The following is a 19,570-nucleotide window of genomic DNA, read 5'->3' as shown; positions in this document are numbered from 1 at the left end:
CGCGATTTTGGGATAAAGGGACTTGATCCCACAGGCGCTCCCCCGGGGCCGCTCGCCATCGCGAGGCCGGCCGGGCGGCGGCCGTCGGCGTCCGCCGCGGTCGCGGAGTCGCCTCGTCGAGCCGGGGCCGCATGGCGCCCGGCACGTCGGCCGGCCCCCCCCCACGTCGCGTCGCGACGGGCCGGCCCGCCAGACCCATCAAGGATTCCCGAGGAGTTCCATGAGCAAGTCGATCGCAGCCATCGCCCAGGTCAAGGGCCGCGAGATCCTGGACAGCCGCGGCAACCCGACCGTCGAGGTGGACGTGGTCCTGGCCGACGGCACGCTCGGCCGCGCCGCCGTCCCCTCCGGGGCGAGCACCGGCATCTACGAGGCCGTCGAGCTGCGCGACGGCGACAAGGGGCGGTATCTCGGCAAGGGCGTCACCAAGGCCGTCGCCAACGTCAACGGCGCGCTGGCCGAGGCGGTCGTCGGCCGCGACCCGGCCGACCAGCTCGGCCTGGACCGGGCGATGATCGAGGCCGACGGCACCCCCAACAAGGGCAAGCTGGGCGCCAACGCGATCCTGGGCGTGAGCATGGCCGCCGCCAAGGCCGCCGCCGCCGCCCACGGCCTGCCGCTCTACCGCTACATCGGCGGGGCCAACGCCCACGTCCTCCCCGTCCCGATGGCCAACATCATCAACGGCGGGAAGCACGCCGACAACAAGATCGACTTCCAGGAATTCATGATCATGCCCGTCGGAGCCAAGAGCTTCTCCGAGGGCATCCGCGTCGTCGCGGAGATCTTCCACACCCTCAAGTCGGTCCTCAAGAAGGCCGGCCACAACACGGCCGTCGGCGACGAGGGGGGCTTCGCGCCGAACCTCGACAACGAGGAGGCCATCAAGTACATCCTCGACGCCACGTCCAAGGCCGGCTACGAGCCAGGCCGCGACAAGGACGTCGCCATCGCGCTGGACTGCGCCAGCTCCGAGCTGTTCGACGAGGGCGACAAGAAGGGCTACAAGTTCTGGAAGTCGGCCCCGGACAAGCTGTTCTCCAGCCGCCAGATGGTCGACCTGTTCGCCGAGTGGTCCGCCAAGTACCCGATCGTCTCCATCGAGGACCCGCTCGACCAGGACGACTGGGCCGGCTACGCCGAGATCACCCGCGAGCTGGGCGACAAGGTGCAGATCGTCGGCGACGACTTCTTCGTCACCAACACCGAGCGCCTCTCCCGCGGCATCCAGGAGAAGGCGGCCAACAGCATTCTCATCAAGGTGAACCAGATCGGCACCCTGAGCGAGACGCTGGCCGCGATCGACATGGCCCACCGCGCCGGCTACACCGCGGTCATCAGCCACCGCTCCGGCGAGACCGAGGACGCGACGATCGCCGATATCGCCGTCGCCACCAACGCCGGCCAGATCAAGACCGGCTCCGCCAGCCGCTCCGACCGCGTCGCCAAGTACAACCAGCTCCTCCGCATCGAGGGCGAGCTGGGTGCCGACGCCGTCTACGGCCCCGGCCTCAAGATCGGCGTCTGACGCCGACCGACCGATCGGTCGAACCGATATTACCCCGGCGCGGCGCGTCAGCCCGCGCCGGGGGCCTCGGTCACAAGAGGGGCGCGCGGCCGGGAGCCACGGGATCGGGATCCCGTAGGCTGGGTCGTGACCCAGCTTGAGCGAGGCGTCGCGGATCCCGGGCTGGGTCACGACCCAGCCTACCGGGGCATCCCCCACGCCGCCTCATCGCGCCTTCCCGTGCGAGCGGAGTGGGACGACGCGCTCATCGCCCATGACGGAGATGGCGGACAGCAATAATCCCGTCAAGCCGGACGTTGATCGGCCCGGTTCGGTGTCATCGCCACGTGGCCGGGGCGATGAAGAAGGAAGGAAGCCACCTCAGGGACTCGAACCCTGGACTTCAGCTTTACGAAAGCTGCGCTCTACCAACTGAGCTAAGGTGGCGAGGCGTGCCGCGCGGGGCGAGGCACGCGAGACAGTGATTATAGCCGCGTGGGCCGGGGCGTCAAGACGGGCATTCAGCGCGGGCCCTGGGAGACGGCGCGGTCGTAGACGTCGAGGTAGCGGGAGACGTTGCGGTCCATGCCGAAGTATTCCTCCGCGACGGGGCGGGCGGCGGCGGCGAGGCTGGCGGCCAGCTCGGGCTCGTCCAGCACCCTCAGGACGCCGTTGGCGACGCCGCCGGGGGAGACGTCGGTGAGGACGCCCGCGCCGGTCGCGCCGAGGAGCTTCTGGTAATCGCCGAAGTCGGTGGCCACGATCGGCCGGCCGGCGGCCAGGTAGACGGCCAGCTTGCTCTGCACGGAGTAGTTCTCCTTGCAGGCCAGCCGGGGGTGGACCAGCACGTCGGCGCGGCGGCTGAGGGCGACGACCTGCTCGGGGGTGGTCCCGGCGATGACGGTGAGGCGGTCGCCGTACTCGCCCAGCCTGCGACGGTAATCATCGCCGGCCGAGGCCGGCCCGCCCACCAGCACGCAGCGGGCGTCGTGGCGGGCGGCGAAGATCTTCGGCAGGGCGTCGACCAGGATCGGCACCCCCTGGTTCGGGTGGACGATGCTGCCGATGTACATCACCACCTTGTGCTCCGGCCCCACGCCGGGGATCGGGAACTCGGGCGTCGGCCGCTCGTACTCGCCCAGGTCGATGCCGGGGTAGATCACGCTCGCGCGGTCGGCCGGCACCCCCTTCTCGCGGACCACCACGTCCTTCACCGGCTCGCCCAGCGCGATGACATGCGCGGCGTGCTGGACCACCCGACGCTCCAGCGCCTGGTACGCGCGGAAGACGGGGCCGCGGCCCAGGCGGTCGCGCTCGACCTCCTCGCCGAGCAGCGAGTGGATCTCGTAGACCATCGGCCAGCCGTTGCGGCGGCAGGCGAAGTAGGCGCGCGTGGCCCCGCCGTAGTGCTGAGCATGAACGACGTCGAAGGGGCGCTCGCGGGCGATCTTCTCCAGCCCGCGCCCCAGGGCCCAGGCGGCCGGCGGGACGTTGTAGACCGGCGTCCCCTCGAAGTCCTCGACGGTCGCCGAGATCCCCCCCGACGGCCTCAGCCGCAGGTAGGCCACCGTCACGTCCACGCCGCGGGGCTTCAGCGCCCGCAGGATCTTGATCGGCAGCATCGCCGTGCCGTCGTACTCGCCCGGGATCGGGAACGAGGTCACCATCAGAACGCGCATCGAGCCGGGCCCTCCTTGTCCCGACGTCCTCGCCGGGCTCTTAAGGATAACGGCCGGCGCGGCGGGCGCGAACCGGGCGCCGGGTCAAGAAGCGTCCGGCGGGGGGGAGACGACCCGGGTGGGCTCCATCCGGTGCCGCTTGTTCTGGCACAGCACGCCCCCCATGCGGCGGTCGAGCGCCTCCACGGCGGCGTCCAGGACGCCCCGGGCGGTGTCGAGGTGGCGGGGCCGCAGGGCGTAAGGGTCGCGCGGCAATCCCGTGCGGGGGTAGGACAGCGAGTCCGCCTTGACGGCGCGACGGAGCGAGGTCGGCACCTGGTGCGGCTGCATCGGCTCGTAGTCGCCGTCGCGGCGGGGGGAGTGGTAGTAGGCGCGTCGGGTCGAGGGGGGGCCGGGGTAGACCCACGAGGTCTCCAGCATCAGCAGCTCGGCGAACTGCGGCCAGGGGGGCTGCTCGGGGTTGAACGGCTGGGTGGAGACGTCGGGATCGGCGACGATCGCCGGCAGGAGCCGCCAGGCCTCGGCGAGCGGCAGCGGCCGGCTGGGGTCGGCGAGCAGCCCGCGCAGCTCGGGGCGGCCCAGCTCGACGGCCGCCTGTCGGACGAGGGCCTCCGCCGAGGCGACGTACAGCATGAGCGCCGCGCGGGCTAGCCGCGACGCCTCCGCCTCCGAGTACGCCAGCCGGCTCTGGGTGTGGAAGTGCAGCGCGTCCTGATACAGGCAGTGGAACGGGCTGACGACCGTCTCGATCACCCAGCCGGGATCTTCCTCGGGGCGCGAGGCGACCGAGACGCCGTTGGCGGGCCGCGACGAACCGGGGCGGCCCGGACCGGGTTCGGAGAAGTCGTCCGGCATGGGTGTCTCGACGAGGATGAGGCGGACGCGATGGGGGGGACGACGGCCGGGGAGGCCCCCGGCTCGTCCTTCACGTCATTCTAGCACGTCCGCGCCCTTGGGGACCTCGGGGGCCGCCGGAGCCTCGGGATTTCCGGGCTCCTGGACGGCCTCGGGCTGGGCCTCGGGCTTGGGGGCGTTGACGCGGGAGAACTGCTCGGGCGCCGCGGGGAGCGGGTCGGGGACCGCCTGCATCGGGTCTTCCAGGACCAGGGCCCGGGCGCGCAGGAGGTTGCCGTGGCGCTGCATGGTCGGGTCGGCGGCCAGGTAGTGGGCCACCGCGGCGGGGTAATCCCCCTGGGCCTCGTAAATGCGGCCGAGGTTGGCGTGGGCGCCCCAACGGAACATGAAGTACGGGGGATCCTGGGACGTCGGCTCGGGGAGGATCTCCAGCGTCTTGGTGAACATCAGCTCGGCCTGGCGGAAGTCCTCGCGCTCCAGGTGCGCGAGGGCCAGGTAGTACGTCGCGTAGGCGTCCAGCCCCTGCTGGAGGGCGTCGGGGATGTTCACGTCCTTGTTGGTGACGAACGCCTGCGTCTCGGAGAAGCGGAAGCCGACGTAGTCGGAGACGGCCTCGGCGAACTCGCCGCGGAGGTGCTTGAGCCGGGCGTAGATCAGCGGCATCTCGCCGCGGAAGAACAGCAGGGACTGCTGCGTGGCGGCGACGAATTGGGGGTCGGTGAACAGCAGCGTCTCGACCTCCAGGGGGACGGTCCAGAACATGACGTATCCCAGGCGATCCCCCAAAACCTCGGCGAAGCTCGCCTCCTGGGCGGCCGGGTCGTGGTAGAGGACCGTCCGGTTCTTGCCGGCCAGCTCGCCCTGGAGCAGCCGCATCTTGGGGGTGAAGTAGCCCTGGCTGGAGTCGATCAGGACGCCGATCTTCGTGGTGCTGGCCAGGAGCGTCGCGCGGCTGACGTCGTAGGGGGAGAGGCCGGGGACGTTCATGGCCTCCAGGATCGCCGGGTCGCCCAGGGCCTGGCGGAGCGTGGCGACCCCCTCGCCGCCGGGGCCGGGGACGGGGAGGCCGGCGCGGGCGTCGAACAGGTACGCCTCGCCGTCGACGAGCGCGGCGCAGATCCAGGTCTGGGGGGATTGCGACTCGCGGGCGGGGCCGAACGGGCTGAGCGGGTCGCCCGTCTTGGGGATGAGCGGCTCGACGGCGTTGCCGCGGGTGAACGTCAGCAGGCCGACGTCGACGCCGAGCTGGCGGCAGAGGGCCATGAACGTCCAGGACCGCTCGGCCCATGCCCCCTGCGACTCGCTCCCCATCCCGCGGAACAGGACGTCATACGGGCGGGCGTAGACCTGGGGGAGCCCCGGCGTCCCCAGGGCGCCGACGGGGACGAGCTGCACCTGCTTCGTCAGCCAGTCGAACACGCGGCGGACCCGCGTCAGGTCGTCCCCCGCGCCGGCGACGCGGCCGGCGATGTCGCTGTAGAGCATGCAGTCCTCGAGGTGGCGCGCGTCCCGCGTCTCCGACCACTTCGACGACTGCACCTCCTCCATCATCTTCCGCGGGAGCTGCCGGGCGAGGAACCGCAGCGTCTCGTTGCGCACCACGTACTCCGCGGGGGGGGTCCCCTCGAAGAACTGGTTGAGCTTCTGGGTGGCCAGGCGGAAGTTGTCGCCGCCGGGCTTCAGCGCCGCCCCCTTGATCAGCTCGATCGAGCTTTCCAGGATCGCGGCGCGCTGGATCGCGTCGCGACGGCTCGCGGAGCCGGACTTGCCGGTGACCTTGGAGAGCGACGCGCCGGGGGTGTACGACCCCTGATTGGAGGCGGTCTTGGTCGGCGCCTGATAGCTGCATCCCGAGACGATCGCCAGCGCCGCGGACGTGAACCCGAGCAGGGCGGCCCGGGCGGCGCCTGCGCAACGATTGGACCCCATCAAAGTCGGTCGCTCCTGGTGAGATGCTCGGGCCGCGCGCCTCGGGGGGATGATCGATCGAATCCGGGCGCGGTCCGGGGCGGTCGGTCCCCGTCTGTGGGGGGGCCGAACGTGTCGGGTCGGGCGGAGGCGGGCGCGATCGGCGCCCCTCTTGCCCTCCATTTTGCCGCCGTCGCGGCGCGCCCGCGAGCCCTTTCCGGCCGCCCCCGTGGGAAATACGCCGCGGGGGGCCGGTCGGTTCGGGATCAGCCGGCGACGGCCGCGCGGATGCGCAGCAGGAGCGACAGCAGGGCCGGGAGGTCGTCCAGCCGCAGCGAGTTGGGGCCGTCGGAGAGGGCGCGGTCGGGGTCGGGGTGGACTTCGAGGAAGAGGGCGTCGCAGCCGGCGGCGACGGCCGCGCGGGCGAGGGTGGGGATCATCTCGCGGCGGCCGGCGGTGGTCTTTCCCCCCTCCCCTCCCCCGGGGAGCTGCACGGAGTGGGTCGCGTCGAAGACCACCGGAGCGCCGGCCTCTTGCATCAGCGGGATGGCGGTCATGTCGTTGACCAGGCGGCCGTAGCCGAAGGTCGTCCCGCGCTCGGTGAGCAGCACCCCGCCGGCGCCGAAGTCCGCCAGCTTGTCGACGACGTTCCGCATGTCCCAGGGGGCCATGAACTGGCCCTTCTTGACGTTCACCGGCCTGCCGGTCGCGGCGACGGCCTCCAGCAGGTCCGTCTGGCGGGCGAGGAACGCCGGGATCTGGAGCAGGTCGACCACCTCCGCGATCGGCGCGGCCTGGATGGACTCGTGGACGTCGGTGGTCACCGGCAGGCCGGTCTCCTCCTTCACCGCCCGGAAGACGTCCATCCCGGCCGCGAGCCCCGGGCCCCGGTAGCTGGAGCGCGACGTGCGGTTGGCCTTGTCGAATGACGCCTTGAAGATCAGCGGCACCCCCAGCTCCCCGCAGATCTCCTTCAGCCGGATCGCGACGCGCCTGGTCGTGTCCCCCGGCTCCATGACGCACGGGCCGGCGATCAGGGCCAGCGGCCGGCCGTTCCCGATCGCCACCGGGCCGATCGTCACCGGGTTGGCAAGGCTCATCGCGTTCGACTCCTGTTTAGTCATATGGATCTCCGCCCGCCCGATCGCGAGGGGCGAGCCGGCGCCAATCGTCCTTCTCCCCTCGTGGGAGAAGGTGGCCGAAGGCCGGATGTGGGGGAAGGACCAGGCCGTGGGTGGCGCGCCCCCTCATCCGCCCCTCCGGGGCACCTTCTCCCACGAGGGGAGAAGGGATGAGAGTCGGTGCCCGTGCCGTCACGTTTTCGACGGAGCACCCTCGTGGGAGAAGGTGGCCGAAGGCCGGATGAGGGGGAATCCCGCCGGCCTCCGGTCTCGCGCCCCCTCATCCGCCCCTACGGGGCACCTTCTCCCACCAGGGGAGAAGGGAGATGAGGAGTTCGCCCCGCGGCGTCCTTGCCAGCCCCAGCCTCAGCTGGAGAGCTGCTGCTTGCGGTGGACGGGGCCGTCGTAGTTCTTGGTCGTCTTGAAGCCCTCGTAGCGGCCGTCGGCCGCGGCGGCCTTGTATTCGTCCTCGAGCGCCGCCAGGGCCTCGGCGTTCATGGCCTTGAAGCTCTTGACGATCCGGATGTTGTGCTCCAGGAACTGCTCGTTCTCCATGCCGGAGACCAGCACGGAGATCGGCAGCGAGAAGACGTAGGCCAGGGCCTTCTCGACGGGCACCTTCACGTTGCTGACGACGCCGCCGTTGCCCCCCAGCGACTTCATCCCGATCGCGCCGACGCCGCGCTCGACGAGCTTCGGCAGGACGTTCTTCTGGAAGCTGCGGAACGTGCCGTCCAGGACGTTCAGCGGCATCTGGACGGTGTCCCAGTCGGGGAACTTGTCCAGCATCTTGAGGTGGACGTCCGGGTCGCGGTGGCCGGTGTAGCCGATATAGCGGATCTTCCCCTGCTCCTTGGCCTTCAGGGCGACCTCCATGGCCCCCCCCTGGGCGAAGACGCGGTCGGGGTCGTTCGGGTAGTTGATCTCGTGGAACTGCCACAGGTCGATGCGGTCGGTGCGGAGGCGGCGGAGGCTGTCCTCCAGGTTCGACCGGGCCTCCTCGGCGGTGCGCCCGCAGACCTTGGTCATGAGGAAGACCTTGTCGCGGAGCTTGCCCTCCTCCAGGGCCTTGCCCATGCGCTCCTCGCCGCCGCCGTCGTGGTAGTCCCACGCGTTGTCCAGGAAGGTGATCCCCTCGTGGACGGCGCGCTGGATCAGGCGGAGCGAGTCCTTCTCCTCCCTCGCCCGGGTGGAGTGGTGGCCCCCCAGGCCCAGGAGCGTGACCTTCTCGCCCGTCTTGCCCAGGGGCCGCAGCGGGATCCCCTGCTCGTTGGTCTCCTCGGCGGCCGTCGCCGAGCCGCCGAGCGACAGGGCCGCCAACCCGGCCGCGCCGATCTGGAGGGCCTCTCGACGATTCGGATGGTGGGAAGACATCGGCGATCTCCTGGGATTCCGGGGGTCTCGGGGCCGCCGCCGAGGCGGCCCGTCGAAGCCCGATCGTCCGTGCGAACCGCGCGCCATTGTAGCCGAACCCGCCGGCCGGCGACGCCCGGGCGCCGTCGGGTCACTGGCCCTTCGGCAGCCACTTCATGAAGTAGAAGACCATCGGCTCGGGGCCTTCGCAGGTGATGTTGTGGGGGACGTTGGGGGCGGAGAACATGACGGAGCCGGGGCCGACCTTGGTCGTCTTGCCGTCGCAGAAGATCTCCCCGCGCCCGGACTCGACGATCAGGATCTCCTCCTCCGGGTGGACGTGGGGCGCGTGCGGCGACTTGCCCGGGTCGACCACGAACCGGCCCGTCGTCAGGACGGAGCACAGCTCGGACTCGCCGTTGAAGTACAGGCCGATCTGGCCGACCGGCTTGCCGTCGTCCTTGTAGGCCGACATCGGCACCTCGTCCAGCGTCACGGTCTTCGACAGCACGGGGGCCTGGCCCTCGCGCGCGTGGGCGGCCTCGCGCCAGGCCCAGCCGACGGCCAGGACGAGGCAGAGCAGGCTCAACAGGGCGGTCGAGGGACGTACGCGATTCGGCATCATCTTGGCTCCGAGGCGGTGGTCGTCGAGGGTCACGCCCCGATGGTAAACGGCGAGCCGGCCGGTTGGAATGGTTTTCGCATCCCGGATGGCCGAGCCTTCGCGCACCACGAGGACAGCCCCGACCATGCAAACGCCCGCATTCTCCTCGATCCAGCTGCCGGTCTTCCTCATCGTCCTGTTCGGCGGCCTGGGGCTGATCGCCCTGCTGCTGCTCTACCGGCGGAACGCCCAGATCCGCGAGGCGGCCGAGGGCCAGTTCAAGGAGTTCCGCGAGCGGGCCGTCGCGCTCATGGACCAGATCGACGCCCTGCGCGGCCGGCACAAGACCCTCCCCGAGACCGACCCCGACTTCACCGCCCCGATGACCGGCGCGACGCGGAAGCTCTACGATCGGATCGCCGCCGACCTCGACCAGCTCTGGGAGCGATGGCTCGCCGTGATGGAGCACTGGAACCGGGCGGAACAGAGGATGAAGTCGGCCTCCACCTTCAGCGCCGCGCCCAGCGAGGAGGCCCGCGCGATCATCGAGGGGAGCCGGCTGGAAGACCTGCTGCTCGAATCGGGACGGTGCAAGGAGGAGCTGGACCGGCTGAACCTGGCCCACGAGGTCGCGACGAAGGCCCTGCGCGACGCCCGCCGCGAGTCCGCCTCGCTGGCCCGCGCGGTCGGGTCGGACGGCCGCTCGGGGGGCGAGGCCGACCTCTACGCGCGGGAGCTGCGGCGGATCGACCGCGACCTGGAGGAGGCGGAGGCCTCGCTGACGGCCGACCCGATCGGCGCCGCGACGGCCGCGGAGCACGCGCGCGACCTGGTCGCCGAGCTGCGCCAGCCCCCCGCGCCGCGCCCCCCCCGCGCCGGCTTCGAGCGGACGGCGGCCTCGCGGACCATCCTGGACGACCTGGTCTCCTCTGCGGGCAAGCTCCAGGAGATGACGTCGAAGATCCGCGTCATGGACATCATCGGCCTGCTCATCAAGGGGTGGGTCGCTCTCTGGGTGCTCGGCCTGTTCCTGGCGATCCTCCCCGCCCTGATGCCCCTGATCCTGATGTTCATGGCGTTCGTCGTCCTCGGGTCGGGCTTCGGCGTCTTCCGCGGCCTGGCCGCCCCCTGGACCTGGCAGCGCGTCGACCCCAGGGAGATGGAACGCTGGGTGAAGCGCCAGGGCCGGAGGAATCGCCGGGGCTGGTGAGCCGCGGGCGGGCCCATGATTCATCGATCGTGCAACGCGCGTCCCCTCTCCCGCCGGGCGAGGGTGGCCCGGAGGGCCGGGTGAGGGCCGTCGCGCTTCGGGAATCGCCACGGTTCATGACGGGCGCGGCCGACGCGATCTCCGCGCTCCGACGACCCTCTCCCGCCGCTGGAGCGGCTACCCTCTCCCGGCGGGAGAGGGGACGGGATCGGGCCGGGGCCCTCTCATGTTGCGCCGCCCTCGGCCATGACGTTTACGTCAAGCGTCGACCTTGATGAACCGATGGAATAACGGTAAGAAGCACTCCGATCACCCCGGACGCCCACCGTCCGTCTGGAGGGGGAGCGCAACGGCCCTTCGCGGAGAAGGGGGGGCCGGCGCGGTCGCCGCCGGACGCGGCGTGGGGGTTGGCAAGGATGCAAGCCGCGGCGTCCGAGACGAGCGGGCCGGCGAGGCCCCGCGTTCCAGGCGCGGGCCGGTCGCCGAGGATGATCTCCGAGAAGGGATTTTCGAGATGAAACAATCCGTCTGCATCGTCGGCGGCTGTGGCCACATCGGCCTGCCGCTCGGGATCGCCCTGGCGTCCGCCGGGGCGCGGGTCACGCTGCTGGACAACAGCGAGTCGCGGGCGCGCAGCGTCGCCGAGGGCCGGATGCCGTTCCTGGAGCGCGGCGCCGACGAGGCGCTGGCCGAGACGCTGGCCGACGGCTCGCTCTCGGTCACGATGGACCCCGACGCCGTCGGCGGGAGCGACGCGGTCGTCGTGACGATCGGCACGCCCGTCGACGAGTTCCTCAGCCCCCAGATCCGCTCGTTCGACCGGGCGATGGACGCCATCCTCGACCGGATGCGCGACGGGCAGCTCCTGATCCTGCGGAGCACCGTCTTCCCCGGCGTCACCGACCGGCTCGACCGCCGCTGCCGCGAGCGGGGCCTGCGGATCGACGTCGCACACTGCCCCGAGCGCATCGCCCAGGGCTTCGCCCTGGAGGAGACCGGCGGCCTGCCGCAGATCATCGGCGGGGCGTCCCCCGCGGCCACGCGCCGGGCCTCGGCCCTGTTCGGCCTGCTCGGCCCCAAGGTGATCGAGGTCCCGCCGGTCGAGGCGGAGCTGTGCAAGCTGTTCTGCAACACGTACCGATACATCAATTTCGCGATCGCGAACCAGTTCTACGTCATCGCGGACAAGTTCGGGGCCGACTTCGCCCGCGTCCGCTCGGCGATGACGTCGGAATACCCCCGCATGGCCGGGTTCCCCGGCGCGGGCTTCGCGGGGGGGCCGTGCCTGCTGAAGGACACGATGCAGCTCGCCGCGTTCAACCACAACGACTTCGTGCTCGGCCAGGCCGCGATGATGATCAACGAGGGGCTCCCCACCTCCCTCGTCGAGTCGGCCAAGCGGCGATACGACCTCTCCACGGCCACGGTCGCCATCCTGGGCATGGCCTTCAAGGGGAACAACGACGACCCGCGCGACTCGCTGGCGTACAAGCTCCGGAAGGTCTTGACGTTCGAGGCCGCGAGGGTACTCTGCACCGACCCCTACATCCAGGACCCGTCGTTCGTCCCGCTGGAGACGGCGCTCGAGGAGGCGGACGTGGTGTTCCTGGGCGCCTGCCACGACGAGTACCGCGAGCTTTCGATCCGCAAGCCGGTCGTCGACGTCTTCAACTACCTGAAGCCGCCGGCCGAGGAGGCCTCCGAGTCGTCCCGGTCGGCCGCCTGACCCGACTCGACCCGACCGACCGACCGAAGGCGGGCGCCCGGCCCGCCTCTCGCCCAATCCCCGCGTATGGATACCGCCCGGCCCGCGCCGGGGCCCCGAGGGACCGTTCATGAAGATCATGGTGACTGGATCGGCCGGGTTCATCGGCGGCTACCTCGTGGAGGAGCTGCTGGCCAACGGCCACGAGGTCGTCGGCATCGACAACTTCTCCAAGTACGGGGAGATCGAGCACAACAGCCTCGAGCACCCGAACTACACCTTCGTCCGGGGCGACGCCAAGGACGTCGGCCTGATGAAGGAGCTGCTGTCCGACTGCGACCACGTCGTCGCCGGCGCGGCCATGATCGGCGGCATCAGCTACTTCCACACGTTCGCCTATGATTTGATCGCCGAGAACGAGCGGATCACCGCCTCCACGTTCGACGCCGCGATCTGGGCGTACCGCAACGCCAAGCTCAAGAAGATCACCGTCGTCTCGTCGTCGATGGTCTTCGAGAACGCGGTGAAGTTCCCCAGCCACGAGGGAGACCACCGCGCCTGCCCGCCGCCCGCCTCGACTTACGGCTTCCAGAAGCTGGCCGTCGAGTACTTCGCCCAGGGCGCCTACGAGCAGTACGGGATGCCGTTCACGATCGCCCGGCCGTTCAACTGCGTCGGCATCGGCGAGCGCAGGGCCAAGAGCGACGTGGAGATCCTCTCGGGCAACGTCAAGCTCGCGATGAGCCACGTCGTCCCGGACCTCGTCCAGAAGGTGCTGAAGGGGCAGGACCCGCTGCACATCCTGGGCGACGGCTCCCAGGTGCGGCACTACACCTACGGCGGCGACCTCGCCCGCGGCATCCGGCTGTGCGTCGAGCACCCGGCCGCCATGAACGAGGACTTCAACCTCAGCACCGCCGCCTCCACCACCGTCATGGAGCTGGCCGAGCTGATCTGGAAGAAGATCCACGGCGAGTGGAAGCCGTTCCGCACGGTCTCCGACAAGCCCTTCCAGTACGACGTGCAGTGCCGCATCCCGGCCGTCGAGAAGGCCCGCGACCTGATCGGCTTCCGGGCCGACACGCCGCTGGACGAGATCCTCGACGAGGTCATCCCCTGGGTCGACAAGCAGCTGGCCGCCGGAGTCCTCTGATGGCCCGAGAGACCGCGGAATCGCGGCGGGCGTCGATCGCCCGCCGCCCCTCGACCTGGGTCCGGGTCGACAAGCCCCTGGCGCTGATCGTCCCGGTCTACAACGAGGGGGAGAACTTCCCCCGGTTGCTGGCCGAGGTCGAACGCGACGTGCCGCGGCCGTTCACCCTCCTCGTCGTCTACGACTTCGACGAGGACACCACGGTCCCGGTCGCGACGGCCGCCGCCGAGCCCCGGCCCTGGCTGAGGCTGGCGAGGAACCGCCACGGGCGGGGCGTCGTCGGCGCGATCAGGACGGGCTTCGACGAGGTCGGGGAGGGCCCCGCGCTGGTGGTCATGGCCGACCTCTCGGACGACCTGCGGATCGTCCCGAGGATGATGGAGCTGTACAACGAGGGGCACCGGATCGTCTGCCCCAGCCGCTACATGAAGGGGGGGAGCCAGGAGGGGGGCCCCTGGCTCAAGCGGACGCTCAGCCGCCTGGCCGGCGTCTCTCTGCGGCTCCTCGCCCGCTTCCCGACCCACGACGCCACGAACAACTTCCGGCTCTACGACGCCGCCCTCGTCCGCGAGATGGGCATCGAGAGCACCGGCGGGTTCGAGCTGGCCCTGGAGCTGACCGCCAAGGCGTTCCGCCGGGGCGTCCCCATCGCCGAGACCCCCACCACCTGGCGCGACCGCACCGCCGGGGAGTCGCGGTTCCGCCTGATGAAGTGGCTCCCCAGGTACTTGTACTGGTACGGATACGCCCTTTCGCCCCGCCGGGCGCCGCGAGGAGCACGATGACGCGAACCATCGGGATCGACGCCGACGCGCCGCTGGAGAGCCTGGTCGAGCAGATCTACAAGAATCGCTTCGGCAAGCAGGTCCTCGCCCGGCGCTCCGAGGTCTGGCGGGCCCTCTGCGAGGGCTGGTTCGACCGCTACGTCCCGCGCGACGGGAAGGTCCTGGAGGTCGCCGCGGGGTACTGCGAGTTCATCAACAACGTCGCCGCCGCCGAGCGGACGGCCGTCGACCTGAACCCGGAGACGCGGAACCACGCCGCGCCCGGCGTCCAGGTCTTCGAGATCGCCGCCGAGCGGCTGAACGAGGTCGTGCCGGCCTCGCACTTCGACGCGGCCTTCATGAGCAACTTCCTGGAGCACTGCCGGACGCGCGAGCAGGTCCTCGCCGTCTTCAACGCCGTCCGCGGGGCGCTGAAGCCCGGCGGCCGGGTGATGATCCTGGGCCCCAACTTCCGCGCCTGCGCCGCGGACTACTACGACTACTTCGACCACCACCTCGCCCTGACCGAGAAGTCGGTGGCCGAGGCGCTGGAGCTTTCCGGCTTCGAGGTCGAGGTCGAGCTGGCCCGGACGCTGCCGTTCTCCTTCCGGAGCAAGCTGCCGAGCGCCCCCTGGCTGGTGCGGCTCTACCTGAAGAACCCCTGGGCCTGGCGGTTCCTCGGCAAGCAGTTCTTCCTGGTCGCCCGCCGCCCCGCCTGACCCCACGCCCGGACGACGCCCGGCGGGACGCCGCGGCCGAATGCTCACGGAGGATCCCATGACCCAGGACCCGGGGACCGAGGCCGTCGTCGTCGAGCGAGAGCCGCTCTCCCGCGGAGCGGTCGCCTGGCGGACGCTGCTGCTGGCCGCGCTCGTCGCGCTGACGATCCCGCGATGGCTCTCCGGGATCGGGGTGGGGCTGGATCCGTCGTGGATGATCGGCATCCACCTGGCGGGGATGAAGGGTCTTGAGTTCGGGCGCGAGTTCGCCTTCACCTACGGGCCGCTGGGCTTCGTGCTCGGCCCCAAGGCGCTGGGGACGCTCGACATCCACTCGGCGATCTTCCGGCTGCTGCTGCACCTGGCCTGGTGGACCTCGTCCGGCCTCCTCCTGTTCCGGGTCCGCGGCCACCTCGCGCCGCTGGCGTTCGCCGCCGCGACGGCCATGAGCGGCATCGCGCTGGACAACGAGTTCAACTTCGCCCTGACCGGCGTCGTGATCCTGCCGGTCCTGGGATTCCTGCTCCTGGCCGAGCTGGATCGCCGCCCCGAATGGGCGATCCCCGCGGCGATCCTCGCGGCCGTGGCGATGCTCACCAAGTTCAACCTGGGCGCCTGCTGCACCGGGGCGCTGGGGGTCTGGTCGCTCATGCGGCTCGCCCGCGACCCGAGCCGTCGCGTGTTCCGGCGGCTCTCGCTGCTGGCCCTGGCGTACTTCGGCACCCTGGCCGCGCTGTTCGTCGCCTACGGCGGGCCGATCTCCGCGCTCTGGCCATACCTGTCGGCGTCGCGCGAGCTGGTCTCCGGCTACGCCACGCAGATGACGGTCGACGACCCGAGCGTCCGGGGCCTCTACTCCACGGCCGTGATGTTCGCGCTGACGGCCGCCGCGCTGGTCGTCGCCCTGGTCCGGAGGTCGTCCCTGGCACCGGTCTTCGCGCTGATGATCGTCCCCATGTTCATCCTTTACAAGGGGGCGGTCGTCCGGCATTCGATCGGCCACTTCCTGGCGGTCTGGCCGGTGATGGTGAGCATGACGGCCCTGATCCTCCCGATCGCCGCCCGGTCGTTCTGGACGCGCGTCCCGGCGACGGTCGCCGTCCTGGGCATGGTGGGCTGGGGCTTCTGGTACGCCCCGGCCGACTTCGGGAAGGTCGTCACGCGCGGGCCGGAGAACCTGGCGACGCTGTGGCGGCTCGACTCCGCCCGCGCCGAGATGCGCGCCTGGGACGCGCGGCTCAAGGCCGAGCAGGCCCTCCCCGCGCGGTTCCGCGAGCGGATCGCCGGGTCGACGGTGGATGTCTATCCGTGGGAGGCCTCCTACGTCTGGTCCAACGACCTGGACTGGAGCCCCCGGCCCGTCTTCCAGTCGTACGCCGCCTACACCCCCGCGCTGGACCTGATGGGGGCGAGGCACTACCGCGGCCCCCGCGCCCCGAAGTACATCATCTACACCCACGTCGCCATCGACTCCGAGAACCCCTGCGCCGTGGACTCGCGGACGTGGCTGGAGATGTACCGCTGGTACGACCTCGTCGACGGCGACGGCGACAGGCTGCTGCTGGAGCGCCGGGCCGCGCCGCGATGGCGAGGGGCCGAGCCGGTCGCCGAGGCGGCCGTCGGCTTCGCCCAGGCGTACGACGTCCCCGACGCCGCCGGCGGCCTCGTCTTCCTCAAGGTCGAATTGGAGCTGACGCTCCTGGGCAAGCTCCAGTCGCTGCTCTACAAGGTCGAGCCCCCCTTGATGCGCGTGGAGTACAAGGACGGGACCGCCGCCAACTACCGGATGGTCTGGCGGAACGCCTCGGCCGGCTTCATCGCCAGCAGCCTCCCGCGCGACCAGGACGCCGCGATCAAGCTCTTCCAGCGCGGGGCCGCCGACGAGGTGGTCAACTTCTCGTTCCACGACCCCAGCGGCCGGTTCAAGCCGGAGGTCAAGCTCCAGGCGCTGAGGTCCGGCCCGATCGCGGAGCTGGCCGCGTCGGCCGAGGGGGCGACGGCCCGCTGATCGATCGTCCGGTCAGCGGCCCAGCGTCATCAGCAAGAGCCGGGCGGCATGGTACCCGACCCAGATCGCGGTGCCGACGAAGGTGAAGAACAGCGCAATCTTGTACAAGGTCGGATTCGTCCGGCCAAGGTTGGTCTTGGCCTCGTCCCGGGGGCCGAAGTCCTCGTCCACGTCGTCCCAGTCGTCGTCCTCCTCGATCCCCAGCGCGGCGGCGTCGTCCGACCATCGCTGGGAGAGGATGACGCGGGCGTCGGCCGCGAAGCTCTCGGGGACGCGGAGGACGACGCCGCCGGAGAAGGCCGCGTGGACGGACTTCGACCCGGCCAGCTCGCCGTCGACGACGGTCGGGATCCCCTCGGCCTCCAGCCGGATGCGGGGGGGGTGGCACTCCACCGCGTCGTCGTAGCGGGCGACCTCCACCCAGGGCCCTTCCACGTCGGCGTGATGGGCGAACGGCTCGGGGCCGGGCTCCAGCGGCACGTCGTGCTTGGGGCAGGGGGCGCCGACCTCCGCCTGGACGAAGCCCTCGCACACCGGGCAGTAGCCCCGGTCGACTACCCCCGCGCCGCACTCGCCGCAGAGCCGGCGCGCGTCGTCGGCCGGGAAGCCCTTGCCGCAGGAGGGGCAGAACGTCGGCGGCCTGTCCGTGGCGGGGGTCATGGCGAGGGCCCTCGTGCCTGGACGTCAGCCTTCGAGCGCCGCGTCCATCGTGATGTCGAGCTTCAGGTGCCTGCCGACGAGGCAGGCGACCTTGGCCTTCCCCGCGTGCTCCTGGAAGCGGGCGGGGTCGCCCCCGGGGATCTTGCCCCGGACGATCAGGTGCGACGTCGTCATCGAGAGGCCCTCGCTCCCCTTCTCCAGCGAGACCTCGGCGGTGACTTCGAGGCGTTCGGGGGTCACGCCGGCCTTGTGGAGGATGTGGGCCAGGGTCAGCGTGTAGCACGTGGCGTGCGCCGCGGCGATCAGCTCCTCCGGGTTGGTCTCCCCCGTCTTTTCGAACTTGTGGGGGATGGGGCTGCCGAAGGCGACCTTGGAGACGGCCCCGCTCTTGCCGGAGACGGTGCCCTCGCCGTCGGTCGATCCGCCGTGCCACACGGCCGTGCTGTGCGTCTTCATGTCGCGGGCTCCCCGAGCGGGCGCGAACGCCCGGGAGGGTATTCGCCGCTCATCCCCCATCATTGCGAGGCCGGCGGTCGAATCAACCCCTCGGCGTCGGCGGGGGGCGGGGCCTCGCCCGCCAGCCGCGACTCCATCCGGACGACGTGCACCGTGCCCGGCTTCGTCGCCACGGCGATCAGCCGACGGTCCTCGTGGTACGCCAGCGCGGCCGGCTCGGCCCCGGCGAGGTTGAGCGGGCCGAGGATCGGAAACCGGCCCAGCAGCGCCGGCGGCTCGACCTGGAGCAGGTGGAGGTCGGACGAGCCCGCGGGGGCGGTGACGAGGTACGTCGCGGCGTGGGGCTCGCGACCGTCCGCCAGCCCGGCGACGGCCACGGCCTCGCCCCCGGCGGGGATCACCATCCAGTCGCCGTCCTCCGAGGTCGACACATAGGGCGAGTCGGCCCGCGAGAGGTCCATCCGGCCGGCGACGGTCGGGGCGGTCGGGTCGGCCAGGTCGAGCGCCAGGGCCTCCCTCGACCTCGCCAGCGCGACCATGCCGCGGACGCCCATGTGCGAGAGCGTCAGCCGCTCCACGTCGTCGCCGTCGTCGAACGTCAGGCGGCCGACGGGCTCGGGAGAGGGGGAGGTGACGAGGTCGCGCGCGGCGAGGATGGTCAGCTCGGGGGCGTGCTTGTCGGCGTCCCCCTCGGCCCTTCCCGACGACAGGACCATCAGGTGGGAGCCGTCGGGCGTGGCGGCCAGGTCGTCCGGGTAGTAGCCGGCCTCGACCCGCGTCCCCGCCTTGCCCCCCTCGATCGTGAACAGGTCCAGCCACCCCGGCCCCAGGTGCTTGGCGTCGTTCACCGGGCGCTGGAGGACCGCCACGTCCCCCCCCACGATGGCGATCGCGACCGGCCGCCCCTCCACGCCGATCGTCGCCGTGAGGGCGAGCGTCGCGTCGAGGCCCACACGGTAGGTGAGCACGCGGTTGTAGCGCGGGCAGAGGACCGCCAGGTGGTCGCCCGTGGCGTCGAACGCGATCCGCTCGGCCCGCTGCTCACCGGTCGCCTCGCGGTGGGTCTCCCTCAGGAGCCACGGCCCGGCGACCGCCTCCACCGGCGCGCTCGCGGTGCGGGCGACCCACGCGCCGGCGCCCCCCGCGACGAGGACGATCGCCGCGATCCCCGCCATCGCGCCCGGCCGGATCATCCCCGAGGGCGCCGCCGGCGGGGACTCGTGACGCTTGCGGCCGAACTCGATCCGGTTCTCCGTCCCCTTCAGCAGCCGGCCGATGTTCTTGCGGTGCCGGACGATTAGCAGCACGACCAGCCCGACGACCAGCAGGCTCATCGCCCGATGCTCGCGCGCCCAGGGGTCGACGGCGCGCAGGAAGTACGTCGCCCCGAACGCCAGGCCGCCGGCCATCGACGAGAGCGACACGTAATGCGACGGCGCGAACACGGCGAAAAACGCCAGGGCCGCCGCCCCGCAGGCGACCGGCTGGAGCGCCAGCAGCGCCCCGAGGCTGGTCGCGACCCCCTTGCCCCCCTTGAAGCCCAGGTAGATCGGGAAGTTGTGCCCGAGGATCGCCCCCAGCGCCGCGGCGACGGGAAGGTCCGCGGGCGCGTCCCAGCCCAGGCGGGCGAACAGCCACGGCAGGCCGATCGTCGGCAGGAGCCCCTTGAGAACGTCCAGCAGGAAGACCAGGACGAAGAACCGGAAGCCCAGCAGCCGGCCGACGTTCGTCGCCCCGATGTTCCCCGAGCCGGCCTTTCGCACGTCCCGCCCGGTGAGCGCGCGGTAGATCAGGTAGCCGAACGGGATGGCGCCCAGGAGATAGGCGGCCGTCGCGACGGCGATGTAGGACCAGCTCAAGGGGGCGTC

The 19,570-nt window shown here is 71.2% G+C and carries 16 protein-coding genes and 1 tRNA gene; 7 read left to right on the top strand and 10 right to left on the bottom strand.

Going from position 1 to position 19,570, the window contains the following annotated elements:
* Positions 1–220: 220 nt before the first annotated feature.
* Complete coding sequence (gene eno, locus WG209_RS15410) at positions 221–1,528, top strand: phosphopyruvate hydratase (RefSeq protein ID WP_337175952.1); 1,308 nt, start codon at positions 221–223, stop codon at positions 1,526–1,528.
* Between the two features lie 353 nt (positions 1,529–1,881).
* On the opposite strand, the gene WG209_RS15405 is transcribed toward eno, so the two are convergent.
* The 7 genes from WG209_RS15405 to WG209_RS15375 form a co-directional block, all read right to left on the bottom strand.
* Positions 1,882–1,954 (bottom strand) — tRNA-Thr (locus WG209_RS15405).
* A gap of 74 nt (positions 1,955–2,028) precedes the next feature.
* The gene (locus WG209_RS15400; RefSeq protein WP_337175951.1) at positions 2,029–3,186 is read right to left on the bottom strand and encodes a glycosyltransferase family 4 protein; all 1,158 of its coding nucleotides are present in this window, start codon (positions 3,184–3,186) and stop codon (positions 2,029–2,031) included.
* Between the two features lie 84 nt (positions 3,187–3,270).
* Complete coding sequence (locus tag WG209_RS15395; RefSeq protein ID WP_337175950.1) at positions 3,271–4,041, bottom strand: hypothetical protein; 771 nt, start codon at positions 4,039–4,041, stop codon at positions 3,271–3,273.
* Positions 4,042–4,116: 75 nt separating this feature from the next.
* Positions 4,117–5,970 (bottom strand): hypothetical protein, encoded by a 1,854-nt coding sequence (locus WG209_RS15390; protein ID WP_337175949.1) that lies wholly within the window; start codon positions 5,968–5,970, stop codon positions 4,117–4,119.
* Between the two features lie 245 nt (positions 5,971–6,215).
* Positions 6,216–7,049, bottom strand: coding sequence for a 3-deoxy-8-phosphooctulonate synthase (gene kdsA, locus WG209_RS15385; RefSeq protein WP_337175948.1), 834 nt, complete (start codon positions 7,047–7,049; stop codon positions 6,216–6,218).
* Positions 7,050–7,436: 387 nt separating this feature from the next.
* On the bottom strand, positions 7,437–8,444 hold the full coding sequence (locus tag WG209_RS15380) for an aldo/keto reductase (protein ID WP_337175947.1): 1,008 nt from the start codon (positions 8,442–8,444) through the stop codon (positions 7,437–7,439).
* A 130-nt stretch (positions 8,445–8,574) separates the two neighbouring features.
* Positions 8,575–9,048 (bottom strand): cupin domain-containing protein, encoded by a 474-nt coding sequence (locus WG209_RS15375; RefSeq protein ID WP_337175946.1) that lies wholly within the window; start codon positions 9,046–9,048, stop codon positions 8,575–8,577.
* A 124-nt stretch (positions 9,049–9,172) separates the two neighbouring features.
* Between WG209_RS15375 and WG209_RS15370 the strand changes: the two genes are divergently transcribed.
* The 6 genes from WG209_RS15370 (at position 9,173) to WG209_RS15345 (ending at position 16,586) form a co-directional block, all read left to right on the top strand.
* On the top strand, positions 9,173–10,237 hold the full coding sequence (locus tag WG209_RS15370) for a hypothetical protein (protein WP_337175945.1): 1,065 nt from the start codon (positions 9,173–9,175) through the stop codon (positions 10,235–10,237).
* Positions 10,238–10,751: 514 nt separating this feature from the next.
* Complete coding sequence (locus WG209_RS15365) at positions 10,752–11,963, top strand: nucleotide sugar dehydrogenase (protein WP_337175944.1); 1,212 nt, start codon at positions 10,752–10,754, stop codon at positions 11,961–11,963.
* Between the two features lie 109 nt (positions 11,964–12,072).
* The gene (locus WG209_RS15360) at positions 12,073–13,095 is read left to right on the top strand and encodes an NAD(P)-dependent oxidoreductase (protein WP_337175943.1); all 1,023 of its coding nucleotides are present in this window, start codon (positions 12,073–12,075) and stop codon (positions 13,093–13,095) included.
* Positions 13,095–13,880 carry a glycosyltransferase gene (locus tag WG209_RS15355; RefSeq protein WP_337175942.1) on the top strand — a complete coding sequence of 262 codons (786 nt, stop codon included), beginning with the start codon at positions 13,095–13,097 and terminating at the stop codon, positions 13,878–13,880. The genes WG209_RS15360 and WG209_RS15355 overlap by 1 nt, the downstream gene beginning before the upstream one ends.
* Positions 13,877–14,578 carry a class I SAM-dependent methyltransferase gene (locus tag WG209_RS15350; RefSeq protein WP_337175941.1) on the top strand — a complete coding sequence of 234 codons (702 nt, stop codon included), beginning with the start codon at positions 13,877–13,879 and terminating at the stop codon, positions 14,576–14,578. The genes WG209_RS15355 and WG209_RS15350 overlap by 4 nt, the downstream gene beginning before the upstream one ends.
* 58 nt (positions 14,579–14,636) lie before the next feature.
* Positions 14,637–16,586: a hypothetical protein gene (locus WG209_RS15345; RefSeq protein ID WP_337175940.1), complete on the top strand. Its 1,950-nt coding sequence runs from the start codon at positions 14,637–14,639 to the stop codon at positions 16,584–16,586.
* 12 nt (positions 16,587–16,598) lie between these two features.
* Here WG209_RS15345 and WG209_RS15340 read toward each other — a convergent pair whose 3' ends face one another.
* From WG209_RS15340 to plsY, 3 genes are read right to left on the bottom strand one after another with little or no spacing between them, the layout of a single operon-like run.
* Positions 16,599–17,246: a hypothetical protein gene (locus tag WG209_RS15340; protein WP_337175939.1), complete on the bottom strand. Its 648-nt coding sequence runs from the start codon at positions 17,244–17,246 to the stop codon at positions 16,599–16,601.
* A gap of 24 nt (positions 17,247–17,270) precedes the next feature.
* Positions 17,271–17,702, bottom strand: coding sequence for an OsmC family peroxiredoxin (locus WG209_RS15335; RefSeq protein WP_337175938.1), 432 nt, complete (start codon positions 17,700–17,702; stop codon positions 17,271–17,273).
* Positions 17,703–17,761: 59 nt separating this feature from the next.
* On the bottom strand, positions 17,762–19,561 hold the full coding sequence (plsY, locus tag WG209_RS15330; RefSeq protein ID WP_337175937.1) for a glycerol-3-phosphate 1-O-acyltransferase PlsY: 1,800 nt from the start codon (positions 19,559–19,561) through the stop codon (positions 17,762–17,764).
* Positions 19,562–19,570: the final 9 nt, after the last annotated feature.

Origin of the sequence: Paludisphaera sp. (assembly GCF_037189885.1) — a bacterium.
GTDB lineage: Bacteria > Planctomycetota > Planctomycetia > Isosphaerales > Isosphaeraceae > Paludisphaera.
The sequence above is the reverse complement of the archived record's forward strand: the minus strand, read 5'-3'. Positions and strand labels throughout refer to the sequence as shown.